The sequence below is a fragment of the Salinivibrio sp. ML290 genome (genome assembly GCF_001995695.1).
Classification (GTDB): domain Bacteria; phylum Pseudomonadota; class Gammaproteobacteria; order Enterobacterales; family Vibrionaceae; genus Salinivibrio; species Salinivibrio siamensis.
The window spans coordinates 164,253-181,487 of record NZ_MUEY01000004.1; the positions used below are offsets into that span (position 1 = coordinate 164,253).

A 17,235-nucleotide genomic window follows, 5' to 3' on the forward strand; every position below is an offset into this window, starting at 1 on the left:
TATTAATTTGGAGCGACATACGAGGTTCGAACTCGTGACCTCAACCTTGGCAAGGTTGCGCTCTACCAGCTGAGCTAATGTCGCTTTCAACAGACGATTCACGTCGTTAGGGCTGCGAATTATACGAAGAAAAAACCGGGTTGCAAGTGCTGGTGAGCAATTTTTTGGTTTTTTCTTTTAATCGCTCAAAAGAGCATCAGATCGATGACTGACCCATCAGATCGTTAAGATCCTCTCTCGATAGAAGCGTAATTCTGCAATTGATTCTCGGATGTCGTCAAGCGCTAAATGGGTTCCCTGTTTAGAGAAATCATTCAACACCTCAGGTTGCCATCGACGTACCAGCTCTTTTAACGTACTTACATCCACCGTACGGTAATGAAAATAGCGCTCGAGCGCTGGCATGTGGCGATAGAGGAAGCGTCGATCTTGCCCCACACTATTACCGCAAATCGGTGACGCGCCAGACGGCACCCATTGCGATAAGAAAGCGATGGTCTGCTCAATGGCGGTTTGCTCGTCAATATCACTCTGTTGTACGCGCGCCACTAAGCCAGACTGGCTATGGGTACGCGTGCACCAATCATCCATTTTGTCGAGCTCGCTTTGCGGTTGATGTACCGCCAGGACGGGCCCCTCAGCCAGAATATTCAACTGTGCATCGGTGACAATTGTCGCGATCTCAATGATCTTATGTGTATCCGGATCCAGCCCCGTCATTTCCAGATCAATCCAGATTAAATTGTTTTCACTGAACGCCATTGAACTTGCCTTTTTTATCGATAAACCATGTATCATACTGTGCTTGATATGAAAGCCAACTTAACCGATAAGAGTCAACGTGGCAAAAAAGAAAAAACTGACGAAGGGTCAACTGCGACGGGTAAGATCCAACCAACAACGCCGGATCAAAGAGAAAGATACCGATCTGCAATGGGAAGATGCCGCACTGGAATCCGCGCGGGAAGGGCGGGTTATCACGCGGTTTGGACAACATGCTGATATCGAAGATCCCGACACAGGTAAGATACACAGATGCAATATTCGTCGCACTGTCCATAGTCTGGTCACTGGCGACCGTGTAGTATGGCGACCCGGTAAAGAAGCGCTCGATGGCTTTACTGGCGTTGTGGAGGCGGTGCATGAACGTGACTCCGTGCTCACTCGTCCCGATTATTACGATGGGGTCAAGCCCGTCGCGGCGAACATTGATCAGGTGGTGATCGTGGCCGCTATTTTGCCCGAGCTGTCGCTCAACATTATCGACCGCTACCTTATTGCCTGTGAAGCACTGGATATCGCGCCCCTGATTGTGATCAACAAAGTCGATTTGTTGGATGAAGAAGGCCATGAGATGGTCGATGATCTGCTCGATATCTATCGAGATATTGGTTATCCCCTCGTGATGGTCAGTGCGGACTCGGGCGAAGGCATGTCAGCGTTGATGACACACCTAGACCAGCATGTGAGCGTCTTTGTTGGGCAGTCCGGCGTAGGGAAGTCCAGTTTGGTCAATACCCTACTCCCCGATGTGCACGCGCATACGCATCAGGTATCGGAAAATTCAGGGCTTGGTCAACATACCACCACCGCCGCACGCTTGTATCATTTTGATCAAGGCGGCGATCTGATTGACTCCCCCGGCGTCCGTGAGTTTGGCTTATGGCATTTAGAACCGGAACAAATTGCTCATGGCTTTGTCGAATTTCGTGATTATTTAGGTGGCTGTAAGTTCCGCGATTGCAAACATGGCGATGATCCTGGTTGCCTACTGCGACAAGCGGTCGAAGACGGACACATTAGTGTCGAACGTTTTGATAGCTACCATCGCATCATTGAGAGCATGAAAGAAGCCAAAGACAACCGTCAGTTCTCGCGGAATAAGCAACACTGAGCGATTGTCACTTTACTGACAGATTCGCTACACTGCGCGCCAGTAAAAGGCACGTCACTGACATCAACAACCCGATAATTGGTTAGGACTACACTGTGCGAGACGATTTGAAAGTCGGCCTACAATACCTTACGCCGAAACACGCGTTGACCCGATTGATGGGGAAACTTGCTAACTTGAAAGCGGGTTGGTTCACCACCGCTGTGATCAAATGGTTTATCAAGCAATATCACGTGGATATGAGCGAAGCAAAAGTGAGCGATCCCAGCCACTATCGCACCTTTAATGATTTTTTCGTTCGCGAGCTGAAGCCGGCGCTGCGCCCCATCGATGGCGACGAGGCAACGCTGGTCTTTCCGGCTGACGCCTGTGTCAGTCAAGCAGGCGCGATTGAACAGGGCCGCCTGATTCAAGCCAAAGGCCATAGCTTCTCTCTGACCGAGTTAGTGGGCGGAGATGACACGCTTGCGGCGCAATTTGACCAAGGCGAATTCGCCACCTTGTACCTTTCTCCTCGCGACTATCACCGCGTTCACATGCCGTGTGACGGTGTGTTGCGAGAGATGATTTATATTCCTGGCGATTTGTTTTCAGTGAACCCACTGACGGCAGAAAACGTGCCAAACCTCTTTGCGCGGAATGAGCGCGTCGTGTGCGTCTTTGATACCGCGTTTGGCCCCATGGCACAAATATTGGTCGGCGCCACCATTGTTGGCAGTATCGAAACCACGTGGGCCGGGACGGTGACCCCGCCAACCGGTGGCAGTATTCGTCGTTGGCAATATCCAACCGACGGTGAGCAGGCGATGCACTTTGCTCAAGGAGAGGAAATGGGCCGATTCAAACTGGGCTCTACCGTGATTAACCTCTTCCCGAAAGGGGCGGTACGCTTTGATGACGCCGTCTTACCTGGTGAGCCGACACAATTGGGGCAAGCTTACGCACACCGCCAGCACTAACGTCCCGCTAAAAACCTGAGAAAAATGTGAAATATGGGGCATTTATGCCCCTTTTTTGTGTCGAAATTCGGATATTTTTCCCGTTAATCCAAGATAAAGCGCCGTATGATACGGATATTCCATTACTGATAATAAGGCGCACGCGACTCTTCGCGTCTAAGGCGGAACGCGCTCGCCCATCCATGACGAAGGAGCGTATTTGTGGTTAATGCTCGTTTTATCAAATTGCTGGTCGCCCTCGGCTTACCGCTGTTACTACTGTTAGTCCCTACCGATTGGTTACCCATTGCTAACCTCACTATCATTCAGCACCGTTTGTTAGCGATATTTCTGATGGCGGCCTTGCTGTGGGTCCTTGAGCCTGTGCCGGTGTTTTCAACCTCTTTGCTGATCATTACCCTGCAGTTGGTGATGATATCCGATAAAGGCTTACACTGGTTTCGCGGTATCACACTGCATCATCCTCGCGGAGACTTAATTCCTTATACCGACATTCTCAGCGCCTTTTCATCCCCTATCATTATTCTGTTTATGGGCGGGTTTTCACTGGCTATTGCCGCATCAAAATATGAACTCGACATCAATTTGGCACGTGTGCTGTTGAGGCCGTTTGGTCACCACCCTAAATTTATCATGCTTGGCCTGATGCTGATTACCGCAGTATTTTCGATGTTTATGTCAAACACTGCCACCACGGTGATGATGCTGGCCCTATTAACGCCAATTATCGCGGTGTTACCCAAAGGTGATCCTTTGGTCAAGGCACTCGTGCTTTGTATTCCCGTGGCAGCGAATACCGGTGGCATTGCCACACCTATCGGCACACCACCTAACGCTATTGCCTTACAGTATTTAACGGGGGAGTATAAAGTCTCTTTTCTGGGTTGGATGCAGATGGGCCTGCCTTTCGTGATCGTTCAGCTCACCTTCGCCTGGTGGCTATTACAACGGCTCTTTCAGAGTCAACAAACCCGCGTGAACCTCGCTTTAGAAGGCCGTTTTTTACAAAGCTGGCAGGCTTACACTGTCTATATCACCTTCGCCCTCACGATCGTGCTGTGGCTCACCACCAGTTTGCATGGCATGAATACTTATGTGGTGGCGGTGATCCCACTGGCGATTTTTACCCTCACTGGCATTATTGGTAAGCCAGAGCTCAAACAAATCAACTGGGATGTATTGTGGCTGGTCGCTGGCGGGATTGCCATGGGGATCGCGCTCGACCAAACCGGCCTAGCCGCGGCGCTCGCTCATGCGGTCGATTACAGCCTGCTTACCGCCATGACGGTGCTGGTTACCTTGTCGATTATCTGCTGGCTGATGGCGAACTTTATGTCCAACACAGCCACCGCTAACCTCTTAATGCCGATAGCTGCGGCCATCGCGACCTCCATGCCCGCACTGGCAAGCATTGGCGGTATGCAGGGGCTATTGATTGTGGTCGCCTTTTCCGCTTCCTTGGGGATGATACTGCCGGTCTCGACGCCACCCAACTCCCTAGCATATTCAACCGGATTTATCAGCAGTCAAGATTTGGTCAAAGTCGGTATCATCTTAGGCATAAGTGGCTTAGGCCTAGTTTATACCGCTGTCCTCTTACTCACATGACAATCGTTTAACGATTGAGACACAAAACGATAGATTCGCCCCAGAACGAGAAAATTGATATTTTTCATCCGCTAAAAATGGGATAACACTGATGATGTGAGTAAGACAGCCAGCTGAGCTTTGAGGATAAATCCACTTTTTGCAAAATTCTTTATCCCTCATTGACTCAAGCTTTCTACAATTAAGCAGATACTCAATAAGAAAGTGTCATCAAAACGTGGTAGTACGAGGGATCTTTAATGAAATTCACCATCAAGACCAAAATATTGCTTGCTGTTGCTTTGGTCGTTGCCTTAGTCAGTGCAGTACAGGCATGGTTTTCCGTTAACCAACTGGAACAAGAGACGCAGCAAAACGTCACTGAGCAAATGCGCGATGTCGGTCTTTCCACCAGCAACTTTATCGAAGAGTGGCTAGATATCCGCAGTGACATGCTAGTCGCCAATGTGCCACTGATTGCGACCCAGCAGAATGTCGATCGTGAATTATTGCTGACCAAGCGCCAGGGTAACTTTCTCACCGTTTACGCCGGCTTTGCAGACGGCTCGATTGCTTATGGTGACAAAACAGAAAGCTGGCCGGCCAATTATGACCCGCGGACTCGACCTTGGTACAAACAAGCCAACGCCGCCAATGAGCTCATTATCACACCGCCTTATGTCGATGCCAATGGTGCCGGGATGGTGATCAGTTTTGCCAAATCGTTCAATCAACGCTTTGAGGGCGTTATCGCGGCGGATCTCTCCGTTGACGCCATTGTGCAAGAAGTGCTCAACGTGCGGTTACCCAACCAAGGTTTCGCCTTTTTGGTGGACGGGAATAACAATGTCGTCGCTTATCGGGATACCGCGCTCAGTACCAAAGCGCTCACCGAGGTTGACGATGAGCTCACCCCCGCTTTTATCCAAAAGGCCCGTAACAGTGACGCACTCGCGAGTATTACCTTTGACGGTGACGGAAGAGAAAAGCTGCTCGCCGTGACGCCCGTTGAAGGCGCTGACTGGAGCCTTGGCGTGGTACAAGACAAAAAGTTGGCGTTTGCGTCTGTCTCAGAGCAGATTGTGTCCACCTTAGTCACGTCAGTGATTCTCTTTGTGATCATTGCATTGATTGCCGGCGCCCTTATCCACCGGATGTTAGCCCCCCTGACCCAACTGACACAGGCAGTGAGCTCGCTGTCAAAAGGCAGTGGGGATCTGACTCAGCGCCTTGATATTGTCCGTAAAGATGAAATCGGTGAGCTAGCCGGGCACGTCAATGCGTTCCTTGAGCAGTTACAAGCGATGATAGGCCGCAGCGTCACCCAGAGTGTCACCTTATCGGATCGCGCAGACCAATGTCGCAATCTTGCTCACCAGTCCAGTAGCTTGGTGGGGCAGCAACAAGGCGATGTCGATCAAATTGCTACCGCCATCCATGAGATGTCGACCACCGCCAACGAAGTTGCGAGTAACGCTGAACAAACCGCTCGCTCTGCCCAAGAAGCGGAGAGCTCTTGCCGTGATGGATTAGAGGTGGTGGAGAGCAACCGTGATGCCATTACCCAACTGGCGGAGCAAGTGGAGCAAGCGACGGATGTGATTCGAGAGTTGGATACCAATTCACAAAGCATCAACCAAATCATCTCCACCATTCAGGATATTGCTGAACAAACCAACCTGCTCGCGCTTAACGCCGCCATTGAGGCCGCCCGAGCCGGCGAACAAGGTCGTGGCTTTGCTGTCGTCGCCGATGAAGTGCGTGTATTGAGTCAGCGTACTCATGACTCCACGGAAGAGATCCGTAACATGATTGAAACGCTACAAAACACCACTCAACGCGCGGTGGATGGCATGACCCAAAGTAATGATATGGCGACCTCAAGTGTCGAGCGCGCGGCCTCAGCGAGCGAGAAACTCAACGAAATCACCCGTGCAATTGGCGACATTTCTGAGATGGCGGCACAAATTGCCAGCGCAGCTGAAGAGCAACGTGCGGTGACCGAGGATATCAACCGCAATACCCAAGCGGTGCGTGACCTATCGTTAGAGATCCACCAAAAATCCAATGAAACGGGCGAGCAAGGTGAGCAAATGGCGCAAGATGCGCAAGAAATGCACAACGACCTCTCCAAGTTCAAAGTATAACCTGAGCCACTGCAGTCTGCCTGCCTGGGTAGGCAGACTGTCACTGGCAGTAAGATCACAGATTCATCCATCTTCTCGCGCTTTGCCGCTGTTGTGACCGCATTTTGTCTTATCGATCCAACTTTAGTGCAAACGTTGCGTATACACTTGTGACACTTTTCAAGCAGATGGAAATGTGTCTATGCCCAAGCCAACCATTAAGCTAAAAATCATTGTGGCGATTGCCTTTATCGTGGCCTTGGTCAGTGCGGTACTTGCCAGCATTTCTGTGCGTCAACTCCAAAGCGAGACGACCAGCAGTATCACCAAGCAAATGCATGATGTCGGGGATGCCACCGTCCAGTTTATCGATAGCTGGCTGAGTACGCGCGCCGATATGCTATTGGCAAACGAATCACTGATCGCCAATAAGGCTAATGTGGATCGCGAGCTTCTTGTCACCAAGCGAGCGGGGCATTTTCTCTCCGTATATGCCGGCTTTGAAGATGGCCGTATCGCCTACGGTGATAAAAGCGAAGATTGGCCCGCCGACTATGATCCGCGCACTCGCCCTTGGTATCAAAGCGCCAGTGACGCCAATGGCTTAATCATTACCGAGCCCTATCAAGATTTCGACGGCAGTTTGGTGGTCAGTCTCGCCAAGGCCTTCAATGGCCAATATCAAGGCGTGCTGGCTGCCGACGTCACCGTCACCGATATTGTCGAGCAAGTGTTAAATTTGAAACTCAGTAATGGCTTTGCCTTTCTCGTCGATGGTGACAACCGCTTAGTGGCGTATCGCGACACAGATCTCAGTCGCCAACCCCTCACTGAGCTGGATGAAGAGCTCACCCCGACATTTATGGCCAATGCAAGCGCACAACGCCAACTCACCACCTTTGAGCTCAATGGCAAAGAAAAGCTACTCGCGGCTATCGAAGTACCTAATACCGATTGGACCTTGGGTATCGTTGAAGACAAGACGCAAGCCTATGCCTCAGTATCAGAGCAAATTACCTTTGTGCTGATCGCCTCAGTGATTTTGTTTATCGTGATTGCCTTTGTCGCCGGCGCGTTAATCAAACAACTGCTAAAGCCATTAGGCGAGCTGACAGGGGCCGTGCGCACGCTCTCTGCAGGTGAAGGCGATCTGACGCAAAGGATCAACATCGCCCGCCAAGATGAAATTGGCGAATTGGCTGAATACGTCAATGCCTTCCTCGCTCAGCTCCAGCAAATGGTGGGTAAAGCAGTGAACCAAAGCATGACGTTGTCAGAAAGTGCTGAGGAGTGCCGAACCCACGCCCTGCAATCCAGTCAGCTGGTTGATAAGCAGCAAAATGATGTTGATCAGATCGCGACTGCGATCCACGAAATGTCGACCACAGCCAACGAGGTCGCCAGTCACGCCGAAGATACGGCCTCATCGGCGCAACAAGCGGAGCAGTCATGCCAAGAAGGGTTGAGCGTGGTCGGCGATAACCGCAATGCCATCACTCAGTTGGCCGAGCAAGTGGAGCGAGCCACTAATGTGATCCGCGAGCTGGATGAAAATGCACAGAGCATTAACCAAATCATCGCGACGATTCAAGGGGTGGCAGAACAAACCAACTTGCTTGCCCTAAACGCGGCGATTGAGGCAGCGCGGGCAGGCGATCAAGGGCGCGGTTTTGCGGTGGTCGCCGATGAAGTGCGCGTGCTCAGCCAGCGTACCCATGACTCCACCGAAGAAATTCGCAACATGATTGAGACGCTGCAGCACACCACGCAGCGCGCGGTCGATGATATGACTCAGAGTAACGAGATGGCCACCTCCAGTGTGGATCGCGCCGAAGCGGCCAGTGAGCGCCTGAATCAAATCACCAGCGCCATTGGTACTATCTCAGAAATGGCGATTCAAATTGCCAGCGCCGCCGAGGAGCAGCGCGCGGTCACTGACGATATCAATCGCAATACCCAAGCGGTGAAAGATCTATCTTATGAGATCCACCAGCAAGCCAGTGCTACCGGTGATCAGGGAGAAAGCATGGCGCAAGCCGCGCGGGATATGCATCAAGATCTGTCAAAATTTAAAGTCTAGGTGAATGCCCTTTCAGACGCCGCCGCAAGGCGGCGTTTTTCTTATGGCGCTACGCGCGTGAGACAGGAAACGCGGTCACCGCATCAATGTGATCACAACCGAGCGCGAGCATCACAAGACGATCGATCCCTAGCGCGACCCCTGCGCAATCAGGTAGGCCATTTTCCAGCGCTGACAACAAGTGCTCATCGATAGGTTGTGGTGGTAGACCGCGAGCCACACGTGCCGCATTATCCGCCTCAAACCGCTGTCGCTGCTCGTTGGCGTCTTGCAACTCATAAAAGCCATTGGCCAGCTCAACCCCTCGGTAATACACCTCAAACCGATGCGCAACACGCGTGTCTGCTTCGCTGATTTTAGCCAACGCGGCTTGCGATGCCGGAAAGTCATAAATAAACGCGGGCACCTGCTGGCCAATATGCGGCTCCACCATCACCGAGAAAAGCAGCTGCAGCAAGGTATCTTTGTCGGTTTCATCCTGAGTGATATCGGTGAGCCCTTGGGTGGCAGCCAGTGCACGCAACTGATCAATATCCGCAGTGAGAGGGCACTGTCCGGTGAGAGATTCAAAGACCGTTTGATAGCTCATCCGTGTCGCAGCTTGGCACCTCAGCACCTGTTGTAACAAGGCATCCATTTCGTCCATCAAGTCATGGTGGGTATAGCCAGGTTGATACCACTCCAACATCGTAAACTCGGGGTTATGGTAGCGCCCCGCTTCTTCATTCCGAAACGCTTTGCTGATTTGATAAATAGCCCCACTTCCAGCGGCTAATAGCCGCTTCATATGGAACTCTGGACTGGTCATGAGGTGCAAGGCGACGCCGTCAGCAAAACCCGGCCCCACCAAAGACGTTGTGAAGCTATGAAGGTGCACATCGGTCACCGCCGCTTGACTCAGTGCTGGGGTATCCACTTCCCATACATCACGGACGGCAAAAAATTGACGGATACGGGCTATGATCGCAGCGCGCTTTTTTAGTTGTGACACGCTTGCCGTTGGCTGCCACCGATTCCTCTCACTCATACGTTTACCCTTGCGCTCTCTGATGGCGCCAGTCTATCGCTGCCGCCTGGAATGACAAGTGCTCATCACCGCTGTCACACAGCAACTATGTGTCACACAACGCATTTTCTTGGTGAGTATTTCTCATTTTTACAAGAGAGGCAGGCACTTAACGACTAACATCACACTTTTATGCAATTTAACACCCATGCCCGCAAAATCACGGCAATTCCCCGACTGAGTCAATTTTTACTGTGCGTAGATTGCCTACCATGACAGCAGAACAATAAACAAGCCAAGCACTGGCTTTCCCTACACTGGAGGATGAACGTGCAGACCCTCACCACAGACATTGCAGTTATCGGCGCTGGTGGCGCTGGACTGCGCACGGCCATTGCGGCCGCTGAAGCTGACCCTTCTCTTAATATTGCGCTGGTGTCTAAGGTCTACCCCATGCGCTCCCACACCGTGGCCGCAGAAGGTGGATCGGCTGCCGTCATCAAGGACGAAGACAGCCTAGACAACCACTTCAACGATACCGTGAGCGGTGGCGACTGGTTATGCGAACAAGATGTCGTCGATTACTTTGTCAAACATTGTGCCCATGAAATGGTACAACTCGAGCAATGGGGCTGCCCTTGGAGTCGAAAAGACGATGGCAGTATCAATGTTCGTCGGTTTGGCGGTATGAAAGTGGAGCGTACATGGTTTGCTGCCGATAAAACCGGCTTCCATATGCTCCATACCCTATTTCAAACCTCGACCAAATACCCACAAATCCAGCGTCTCGATGAATACTTTGTGATTGATTTGATTATCGATGACGGGCAAGTACAAGGCTTGATTGCCTTGCACATGGCAGAAGGCGAGCTGGTCTGTATTAAAGCCAAATCGGTGGTGTTAGCCACTGGCGGCGCGGGACGCGTTTATAGCTGCAATACCAATGGTGGAATTGTCACCGGGGATGGCATGGCCATGGCTTATCGCCACGGTATTCCGCTGCGTGATATGGAATTTGTCCAATATCACCCCACAGGACTGCCTGGTACGGGGATCTTAATGACCGAAGGCTGCCGTGGCGAAGGTGGCATTATTGTCAACAAAGACGGCTACCGCTACCTGCAAGATTATGGACTCGGGCCAGAAACGCCCGTCGGTCAACCGAAAAACAAATACATGGAGCTCGGCCCACGCGATAAAGTCTCACAAGCCTTTTGGCATGAGCAGCAAAAAGGCAATACCATCAAGCACACGCTCGGTGACGTTGTTCATCTCGATTTACGTCACCTCGGCGAAGACTATATTCAAGAACGGCTGCCGTTTATTTGTGAGCTCGCCAAAGCCTATGTCAACGTTGACCCCGCCAAAGAGCCGATCCCAATTCGTCCCACGGTGCACTACACCATGGGTGGCATTGAAACGGATGCCCAAACCGAAACGCGCGTTAACGGCTTATTTGCGGTTGGTGAGTGCTCCTCCGTCGGTTTGCACGGCGCGAATCGACTCGGCTCAAACTCGCTCGCTGAATTGGCGGTATTTGGTCGGTTGGCGGGTGAAGGCGCAGCAAAACGGGCAGCGGCCTTCACAGATTGGAATCAAGCGGCGATTGATGCCCAAGTTCAGAACGTCAAAGCGCGCATTGATCAGTTGCTGAGCAATCAAGGCGAAGAAAACTGGGCAGATATTCGTAAAGAGCTTGGCGAGACAATGGAAGCGGGCTGCGGTATTTATCGTCGCGAAGATCTGATGCAAGCCACCATTGATAAAATCGCGGAACTCAAAGCACGCTATCAGCATGTTGCCATCCAAGACCAAGGGAGTGTGTTCAATACTGACCTACTCTATGCCATTGAAGTGGGCTATGGCTTGGAAGTGGCCGAAGCCATGGCACATTCTGCTATCCAGCGTAAGGAGTCTCGCGGGGCCCACCAACGCCTTGATGAGGGCTGTACCGAGCGTGACGATGAAAACTATCTCAAGCACACTTTAGCCTTCTACCAACCTGACGGCCGTCCTCGCATTGATTATGGCGATGTCAAAATCACCAAGTCACAACCACAAGCGCGGTTGTATGGTGATGCGGCAGAACGCGCCAATGGTGGCAATGTTGACTCAAAAGAGGAGCACGCATCATGACGCAAACTACCTACCAGGTCTCAGTGCTCAGATACGATCCGGCAACGGATGATGCGCCTTACTCGCAGTCTTTCGTTGTACCCGGCGATGAAACCATGTCGGTCTTGGATGCGCTGGGGTATATCAAAGACAACCTTGATAAGTCGCTCTCTTATCGCTGGTCGTGTCGCATGGCCATTTGTGGCTCATGCGGGATGATGGTCAATGGCGTGCCCAAGCTCGCTTGCAAAGCGTTTTTACGTGATTACGCCAAAGGGGTGGTGATTGAGCCTTTGGCTAATTTTGCGATCGAAAAAGATCTCGTTGTCGATATGACGCCCTTTATTGAGCGCCTTGAAGCGATAAAACCCTATATCTTGGGTAATGATCGTCGCCCTGAAGACGGCCCCAACACGCAAACGCCTGAACAAATGGCACGCTACAAACAGTTTGCCGCTTGTATCAACTGCGGCTTATGCTACGCCGCCTGTCCTCAGTTTGGTCTCAATCCCGACTTTCTTGGTCCCGCTGCGATCGCGCTGGCACACCGCTATAACCTTGACAGTCGAGACAAGGGGAAAGCCCAACGCATGCCACTGATTAATAGTGATAACGGTGCATGGGGATGTACTTTCGTCGGCTACTGCTCAAAAGTTTGCCCGAAAGGTGTTGATCCTGCGGGTGCGGTCAACCAAGGCAAGGTGGCTTCCACCCAAGATATGGTGATTGCCATGTTTAATCCCAATAAAGATGGGCAGGAGGTAAGAGGATGAGTAATCGCAAACCCTATACACGCCCCATGCCTCGTACTTGGTGGCTCGAACATCCGTTCTACCGCTTTTATATGGTGCGAGAAGCAACAGTACTGCCTTTGGTCTTTTTTACGCTTAGTCTTACAGCTGGGTTAATTTGCTTGGTTCAGGGACCGCAAGCGTGGCAAAGCTGGCTGGATTATATGGCCCACCCGGTTGTGATTATCTTGAACCTGGTTGCCTTGGTCGCCAGCCTGTTTCATGCCACCACGTTTTTTAGCATGATGCCGCAAGTAATGCCGATTCGCATTAAAGGAAAACTGCTCGACGGCAAATGGGTGGTTGGTGCGCAATGGGCCGCGGTCGCGGTGATCTCACTGATTGCTCTTGTGCTCATTTAGGAGGTGTTATGATCGATCCCAAACCCAAACGTTCCGATGAGCCCATTTGGTGGAGTTTATTTGGCGCCGGGGGGACCTGGTTCGCGATGTTTACCCCGGTGACTGTCTTGATTCTGGGGGTTCTCATCCCACTTGGCGTTATTGACCCATCCGCATTGAGCTATGACCGCGTGATGATGTTTGCTGATCACTGGCTGGGCAAATTGCTTATCCTCGCCACGCTGGCGCTACCAATGTGGCACGCCATGCACCGCATTCATCACGGGCTGCATGATTTGAAGCTGCATGTGGGGTTAGCCGGCAAAGTGGTGTGCTATGCCATCGCTTTTGCCGTCAGCATTGCCGCCGTGCTGTTGGTGCTTGTCATTTAACGAACACCGACGGCCCGTCATAATAAAAAAGCCCTGGCCTATATCAGCTCAGGGCTTTTTCGCGGTATCGTTATTTAACCCGTCCAACGTACTCACCCGTTCGGGTATCGACCTTAATTACTTCGCCGATTTGAATAAACAAAGGCACGCGAACCACAGCGCCTGTGCTCAGTGTCGCTGGCTTACCGCCCGTTCCTTGCGTATCACCTTTCAAACCAGGATCAGTTTCCGTCACTTCTAGTTCAACGAAGTTAGGTGGTGTTACCACGATAGGGTCGCCGTTCCAAAGCGTAAGCGTACAAGTGTTGTTCTCGACTAACCACTTGACGTTATCACCCACTGCGCTCTCATTAGACGCAATTTGCTCAAAGGTTTCATTGTTCATGAAGTGATAGAATTCACCGTCTGTGTACAGGTAATCCATATCGACTTCAATCACGTCGGCCGCTTCAACGCTGTCACCCGATTTAAATGTTTTCTCTAGTACTTTACCGGAGATCAACTTACGGATTTTGACACGGTTAAAGGCCTGACCTTTGCCTGGCTTTACGAATTCATTTTCGGTAATGACACACGGCTCGTTATCGAGCATAATTTTCAAACCGCCACGGAATTCATTAGTGCTGAAAGACGCCATCTTGATCCTCTTAACATCTTCGAGTTTTCACAAATGTCGCACATCATAACCCGAATCCAGCCTGCTGTTGAGCGAAACTGGATCAAAGAACTCGCAGAGGCGATCACAGATCCCAGTGAACTGCTGCAAACGCTTGAAATTTCACCAAAGGGGTGGGAGGCCGGCTTTGCCGCGCGCCGTTTGTTTACACAGCGCGTCCCACGTAGTTTTGTTGCCCGAATGGAAAAGGGCAACCCTAATGACCCGCTGCTTAAGCAAGTGCTACCAGTGGCAGACGAGTTTACTGAGGTTGACGGGTTCAGCGCTGACCCACTGGAAGAGCAAGATAATGCGATTCCTGGTTTGTTACACAAGTACCACAACCGTGTGTTGCTGATCGTTAAGGGAGGCTGTGCCATAAATTGCCGTTATTGCTTCCGCCGCCATTTCCCTTATCAAGATAACAAAGGCAGCAAACGCGTGTGGCAAGGGGCGCTGGATTATATCGCCGCTCATGCAGAGATAGACGAAGTGATTTTATCTGGTGGTGATCCGCTGATGGCAAAAGACGAGGAGCTCGATTGGCTCATCAGTGCTATCGAGCAAATAACGCATGTTAAACGGCTGCGTATTCACTCTCGCTTGCCCGTAGTGATCCCTGCGCGCCTCACTTCCGCACTGACCGAGCGCTTATCGCGCTCGCGTTTACAAGTGGTGATGGTCACCCACATCAACCATGCCAATGAGATCGATGACGAATTAAGCGACAAACTCCACGCATTGCGACAAGCGGGGATCACGCTGCTCAACCAAAGCGTGCTTCTCAAAGGCGTGAATGATAGTGCGGATGCGTTGGTGGCACTGAGCCAACGACTGTTTGAGGCAGGCGTTTTGCCTTATTACCTGCATGTATTGGATAAAGTTCAAGGCGCCGCCCACTTTTTAGTCTCGGACGATGAAGCGCGCGCATTAATGCAGGAGATTATCGGCCAGCTTTCAGGCTATTTGGTCCCCCGACTGACCCGAGAAATTGGCGGGCGGGCCAGTAAAACCCCGCTTGATCTACATTTAGAGTGAATAATCAGTAACTTAATTAATATACGCTGTTGATTTATTTTTGCTTCCATGGCTTATTAGAGAGGAAAGCTCACCACAAGGATGTGTTATGTCTCTGATTATTCGTCAATACCACGTCGACGATATTCCTGCGATACGTGAAATCTACGCGCAACCTAACGCCCAAGCGGGTACCTTGCAGTTGCCGATGCCAAGCCTCGCTATGTGGGAAAAGCGGCTTAATAACGTGCCAGATGGCGTATACCCATTGGTTGCCGAGCTAGAAGGTAAAGTGGTCGGCAACCTAGGCTTAGTCATTGCCACAAACCCTCGCCGTCGCCACGTCGCAGACATTGGTATGGGCGTTCACGATGCCTATCAAGGCCGCGGCATTGGTAGCGCGCTAATGGAAAAAGCGATCGATTTAGCCGATAACTGGTTGAATATGTCACGGATCGAGTTGACCGTATACACAGATAACACAGCGGCTATCCATCTCTATCAACGCTTTGGCTTTGAAATTGAAGGCACCGCCAAACAGTTTGCATTCCGCAATGGCGAGTTTGTCGATGCCCATTATATGGCACGTAATCGCTAACCAAGCCATTCAGGCATGCTATCGGGCTTAGCGTAGCTCAGACGACCAACACGATCAGTGGTATGGTAGCTGTCTAAGCCACTCAAAGCGACGGAGCCTGCTTGCTCAATATCGACAAAACCATCATGGCTGATACAGCTATCTGGAACATGCGCCTCAATGATCTCACCCACCAACAGGTGGGTGCCATTGATCGCCATGGTGTGCTCTTCACGAAGAATGAGACCAAGACGTATAGCAGCCTCTTGAACATAAGGCGCATTAATGCGCTCTCGCCATAAAGGAGTCAACCCCACTTGCTCAAATTCAGACACGCCGTGTGGGTAGCGTGCTGATGTTTGATGCGCCGCGACAACCATCTCTTTTTGAACATGGTTGAGAGTATAAACACCTGTTTCTCTGATATTTGCTAACGTATCTCGCGGGACGGTATCAGGGCGGATAATCACCCCCATCAACGCAGGGTTTGCCCCTAAGTGAAACGCAGAACTCACAATGCATAGATTTGTCTGCCGACTCGTATCACTTGTTCCCAGTAGGTTCGCCGATTTAAAACCTGACAAGCTATTGACGAACGCCGCACGGTAGCGCTTCTCCATGGCCAATATATCATCTCTTTCATACACACTTAGGGACATAAGTATCCTTATTCAAGTTGGCACCGCTGGCAACGGGCTTGGCCCGTTAACAACGCAGATATTCGATAACGATGGCGGGCGAAAAACAAATAGGCTTTATCCGCAAACCAGGCAATGCCAGGCCTACGTAACCACTTAACCCAACGCCCTTTGCCTACCGCTTGCCAAGCTATGTAGGTCGCATCTAAACCATACACCATCTTCCCGCTGCAATCTTGTGCGTGCAGAATGCGATTTGCAGAGCTGGGATCGACATGAGGAAACCGATCACAAAAATCGGCTTGATGAATATCGACCAGCTGCAAAACACCCTCAGTGTCCCAGCGAGACAGCTTACGCATCTCTTTCACACATAAAGGACACATACTGTCGTAAAATACAGTCACCATAGTCACACCTCCTGACGTAGAGACTACGGACAGAAAGGAAAAGAAGATCAGAGAAACGCACGGTAGAAAAGCTAGCAGGAAGGGAAAGCATAAAGCTCAGTACAAAAATGACAAACACAAAAAAGCCCCGACCGTGAGGTCAGGGCTTGGTGTTTCTGCTAATTAAAGTCTTACATGTAGCTACTTTAATTAGGTTATCTTGTTTGATGCGATGAGGATTTTGAATCGAGACGCGCAGTGTATGCCAATACATGAGCATCGCAGATATCAAAAGCATCGAGCTATCAACAAGATAAGCAATGAAAGCCTGGCGATGTCCTACTCTCACATGGGGAGACCCCACACTACCATCGGCGCTGCTTCGTTTCACTACTGAGTTCGGCATGGAATCAGGTGGGTCCAAAGCGCTATGGTCGCCAAGCAAAATTTTGTTTTGTCTTCACTTTTTTAAAAGTGAAAACCATCAACCTAGAAAGCTGTTCGTTCTCGCCACAATCAACTGGCTTATTTTAAGTCCAACCCAAAACCTCTTGGGTGTTGTATGGTTAAGCCTCACGGGCAATTAGTACAGGTTAGCTCAACGCCTCACAGCGCTTACACACCCTGCCTATCAACGTTCTAGTCTAGAACAACCCTTTAGAGAGCTC

General features: G+C 51.0%; 16 protein-coding genes, 1 tRNA gene and 2 rRNA genes. 11 read left to right on the forward strand and 8 right to left on the reverse strand.

Annotated elements, in window-relative coordinates:
* Positions 1 to 8: 8 nt before the first annotated feature.
* Together BZG23_RS05950 and orn are read right to left on the reverse strand one after the other, a co-directional pair.
* Positions 9 to 84, reverse strand: a tRNA-Gly gene (locus tag BZG23_RS05950).
* Between the two features lie 132 nt (positions 85 to 216).
* A complete protein-coding gene (orn, locus tag BZG23_RS05955) occupies positions 217 to 762 on the reverse strand; it encodes an oligoribonuclease (protein ID WP_046074388.1) in 546 nt (181 codons plus the stop codon).
* 79 nt (positions 763 to 841) lie between these two features.
* Between orn and rsgA the strand changes: the two genes are divergently transcribed.
* The 5 genes from rsgA (at position 842) to BZG23_RS05980 (ending at position 8,646) form a co-directional block, all read left to right on the forward strand.
* Positions 842 to 1,894, forward strand: a complete 1,053-nt coding sequence (rsgA, locus tag BZG23_RS05960; protein WP_077606422.1) for a small ribosomal subunit biogenesis GTPase RsgA — start codon at positions 842 to 844, stop codon at positions 1,892 to 1,894.
* Between the two features lie 158 nt (positions 1,895 to 2,052).
* On the forward strand, positions 2,053 to 2,853 hold the full coding sequence (gene asd, locus BZG23_RS05965; RefSeq protein WP_152799775.1) for an archaetidylserine decarboxylase: 801 nt from the start codon (positions 2,053 to 2,055) through the stop codon (positions 2,851 to 2,853).
* Positions 2,854 to 3,054: 201 nt separating this feature from the next.
* The gene (locus tag BZG23_RS05970; RefSeq protein WP_046074391.1) at positions 3,055 to 4,461 is read left to right on the forward strand and encodes an SLC13 family permease; all 1,407 of its coding nucleotides are present in this window, start codon (positions 3,055 to 3,057) and stop codon (positions 4,459 to 4,461) included.
* A gap of 239 nt (positions 4,462 to 4,700) precedes the next feature.
* The gene (locus BZG23_RS05975) at positions 4,701 to 6,587 is read left to right on the forward strand and encodes a methyl-accepting chemotaxis protein (protein ID WP_077606423.1); all 1,887 of its coding nucleotides are present in this window, start codon (positions 4,701 to 4,703) and stop codon (positions 6,585 to 6,587) included.
* A gap of 181 nt (positions 6,588 to 6,768) precedes the next feature.
* Entirely contained in the window at positions 6,769 to 8,646 is a 1,878-nt protein-coding gene (locus BZG23_RS05980; protein WP_046074393.1) for a methyl-accepting chemotaxis protein, read from the forward strand.
* A gap of 49 nt (positions 8,647 to 8,695) precedes the next feature.
* Here the strand turns inward: BZG23_RS05980 and epmA are convergent, their stop codons facing one another.
* Positions 8,696 to 9,673, reverse strand: a complete 978-nt coding sequence (gene epmA, locus BZG23_RS05985; RefSeq protein ID WP_077606424.1) for an elongation factor P--(R)-beta-lysine ligase — start codon at positions 9,671 to 9,673, stop codon at positions 8,696 to 8,698.
* Between the two features lie 309 nt (positions 9,674 to 9,982).
* On the opposite strand from epmA, the gene frdA reads away from it, so the two are divergent.
* From frdA to frdD, 4 genes are read left to right on the forward strand one after another with little or no spacing between them, the layout of a single operon-like run.
* Positions 9,983 to 11,788 carry a fumarate reductase (quinol) flavoprotein subunit gene (gene frdA, locus BZG23_RS05990; RefSeq protein ID WP_077606428.1) on the forward strand — a complete coding sequence of 602 codons (1,806 nt, stop codon included), beginning with the start codon at positions 9,983 to 9,985 and terminating at the stop codon, positions 11,786 to 11,788.
* A complete protein-coding gene (locus BZG23_RS05995; protein WP_046074395.1) occupies positions 11,785 to 12,540 on the forward strand; it encodes a succinate dehydrogenase/fumarate reductase iron-sulfur subunit in 756 nt (251 codons plus the stop codon). The genes frdA and BZG23_RS05995 overlap by 4 nt, the downstream gene beginning before the upstream one ends.
* Positions 12,537 to 12,920 (forward strand): fumarate reductase subunit FrdC, encoded by a 384-nt coding sequence (gene frdC / locus BZG23_RS06000; RefSeq protein ID WP_046074396.1) that lies wholly within the window; start codon positions 12,537 to 12,539, stop codon positions 12,918 to 12,920. Before BZG23_RS05995 ends, frdC begins: the two co-directional genes overlap by 4 nt.
* An 8-nt stretch (positions 12,921 to 12,928) precedes the next feature.
* Entirely contained in the window at positions 12,929 to 13,291 is a 363-nt protein-coding gene (gene frdD / locus BZG23_RS06005; protein WP_046074397.1) for a fumarate reductase subunit FrdD, read from the forward strand.
* A gap of 70 nt (positions 13,292 to 13,361) precedes the next feature.
* Here frdD and efp read toward each other — a convergent pair whose 3' ends face one another.
* Positions 13,362 to 13,928, reverse strand: coding sequence for an elongation factor P (gene efp, locus BZG23_RS06010; RefSeq protein WP_046074398.1), 567 nt, complete (start codon positions 13,926 to 13,928; stop codon positions 13,362 to 13,364).
* 33 nt (positions 13,929 to 13,961) lie between these two features.
* On the opposite strand from efp, the gene epmB reads away from it, so the two are divergent.
* Positions 13,962 to 14,984 (forward strand): EF-P beta-lysylation protein EpmB, encoded by a 1,023-nt coding sequence (gene epmB / locus BZG23_RS06015; RefSeq protein ID WP_046074399.1) that lies wholly within the window; start codon positions 13,962 to 13,964, stop codon positions 14,982 to 14,984.
* An 88-nt stretch (positions 14,985 to 15,072) separates the two neighbouring features.
* Entirely contained in the window at positions 15,073 to 15,561 is a 489-nt protein-coding gene (locus BZG23_RS06020; protein ID WP_046074400.1) for a GNAT family N-acetyltransferase, read from the forward strand.
* On the opposite strand, the gene BZG23_RS06025 is transcribed toward BZG23_RS06020, so the two are convergent.
* The 4 genes from BZG23_RS06025 to BZG23_RS06040 all read right to left on the reverse strand — a co-directional run.
* Positions 15,558 to 16,199: a flavin reductase family protein gene (locus tag BZG23_RS06025; RefSeq protein ID WP_046074401.1), complete on the reverse strand. Its 642-nt coding sequence runs from the start codon at positions 16,197 to 16,199 to the stop codon at positions 15,558 to 15,560. The genes BZG23_RS06020 and BZG23_RS06025 overlap by 4 nt on opposite strands.
* Before the next feature lie 8 nt (positions 16,200 to 16,207).
* Positions 16,208 to 16,588: a thiol-disulfide oxidoreductase DCC family protein gene (locus tag BZG23_RS06030; RefSeq protein ID WP_052708040.1), complete on the reverse strand. Its 381-nt coding sequence runs from the start codon at positions 16,586 to 16,588 to the stop codon at positions 16,208 to 16,210.
* Positions 16,589 to 16,893: 305 nt separating this feature from the next.
* Positions 16,894 to 17,009 (reverse strand): 5S ribosomal RNA (gene rrf / locus BZG23_RS06035).
* Positions 17,010 to 17,129: 120 nt separating this feature from the next.
* Positions 17,130 to 17,235, reverse strand: a 23S ribosomal RNA gene (locus BZG23_RS06040); the annotation flags it as partial.

Excerpts from the sequence above, each read along its gene's own strand:
- BZG23_RS05980 (WP_046074393.1), top strand. The coding sequence starts at position 6,769 with ATGCCCAAGCCAACCATTAAGCTAAAAATCATTGTGGCGATTGCCTTT.
- epmA (WP_077606424.1), bottom strand. The coding sequence starts at position 9,673 with ATGAGTGAGAGGAATCGGTGGCAGCCAACGGCAAGCGTGTCACAACTA.
- BZG23_RS05995 (WP_046074395.1), top strand. The coding sequence starts at position 11,785 with ATGACGCAAACTACCTACCAGGTCTCAGTGCTCAGATACGATCCGGCA.
- efp (WP_046074398.1), bottom strand. The coding sequence starts at position 13,928 with ATGGCGTCTTTCAGCACTAATGAATTCCGTGGCGGTTTGAAAATTATG.
- frdD (WP_046074397.1), top strand. The coding sequence starts at position 12,929 with ATGATCGATCCCAAACCCAAACGTTCCGATGAGCCCATTTGGTGGAGT.
- epmB (WP_046074399.1), top strand. The coding sequence starts at position 13,962 with ATGTCGCACATCATAACCCGAATCCAGCCTGCTGTTGAGCGAAACTGG.
- BZG23_RS06020 (WP_046074400.1), top strand. The coding sequence starts at position 15,073 with ATGTCTCTGATTATTCGTCAATACCACGTCGACGATATTCCTGCGATA.
- BZG23_RS05975 (WP_077606423.1), top strand. The coding sequence starts at position 4,701 with ATGAAATTCACCATCAAGACCAAAATATTGCTTGCTGTTGCTTTGGTC.
- frdC (WP_046074396.1), top strand. The coding sequence starts at position 12,537 with ATGAGTAATCGCAAACCCTATACACGCCCCATGCCTCGTACTTGGTGG.
- BZG23_RS06030 (WP_052708040.1), bottom strand. The coding sequence starts at position 16,588 with ATGGTGACTGTATTTTACGACAGTATGTGTCCTTTATGTGTGAAAGAG.
- BZG23_RS06025 (WP_046074401.1), bottom strand. The coding sequence starts at position 16,199 with ATGTCCCTAAGTGTGTATGAAAGAGATGATATATTGGCCATGGAGAAG.
- orn (WP_046074388.1), bottom strand. The coding sequence starts at position 762 with ATGGCGTTCAGTGAAAACAATTTAATCTGGATTGATCTGGAAATGACG.
- asd (WP_152799775.1), top strand. The coding sequence starts at position 2,053 with ATGGGGAAACTTGCTAACTTGAAAGCGGGTTGGTTCACCACCGCTGTG.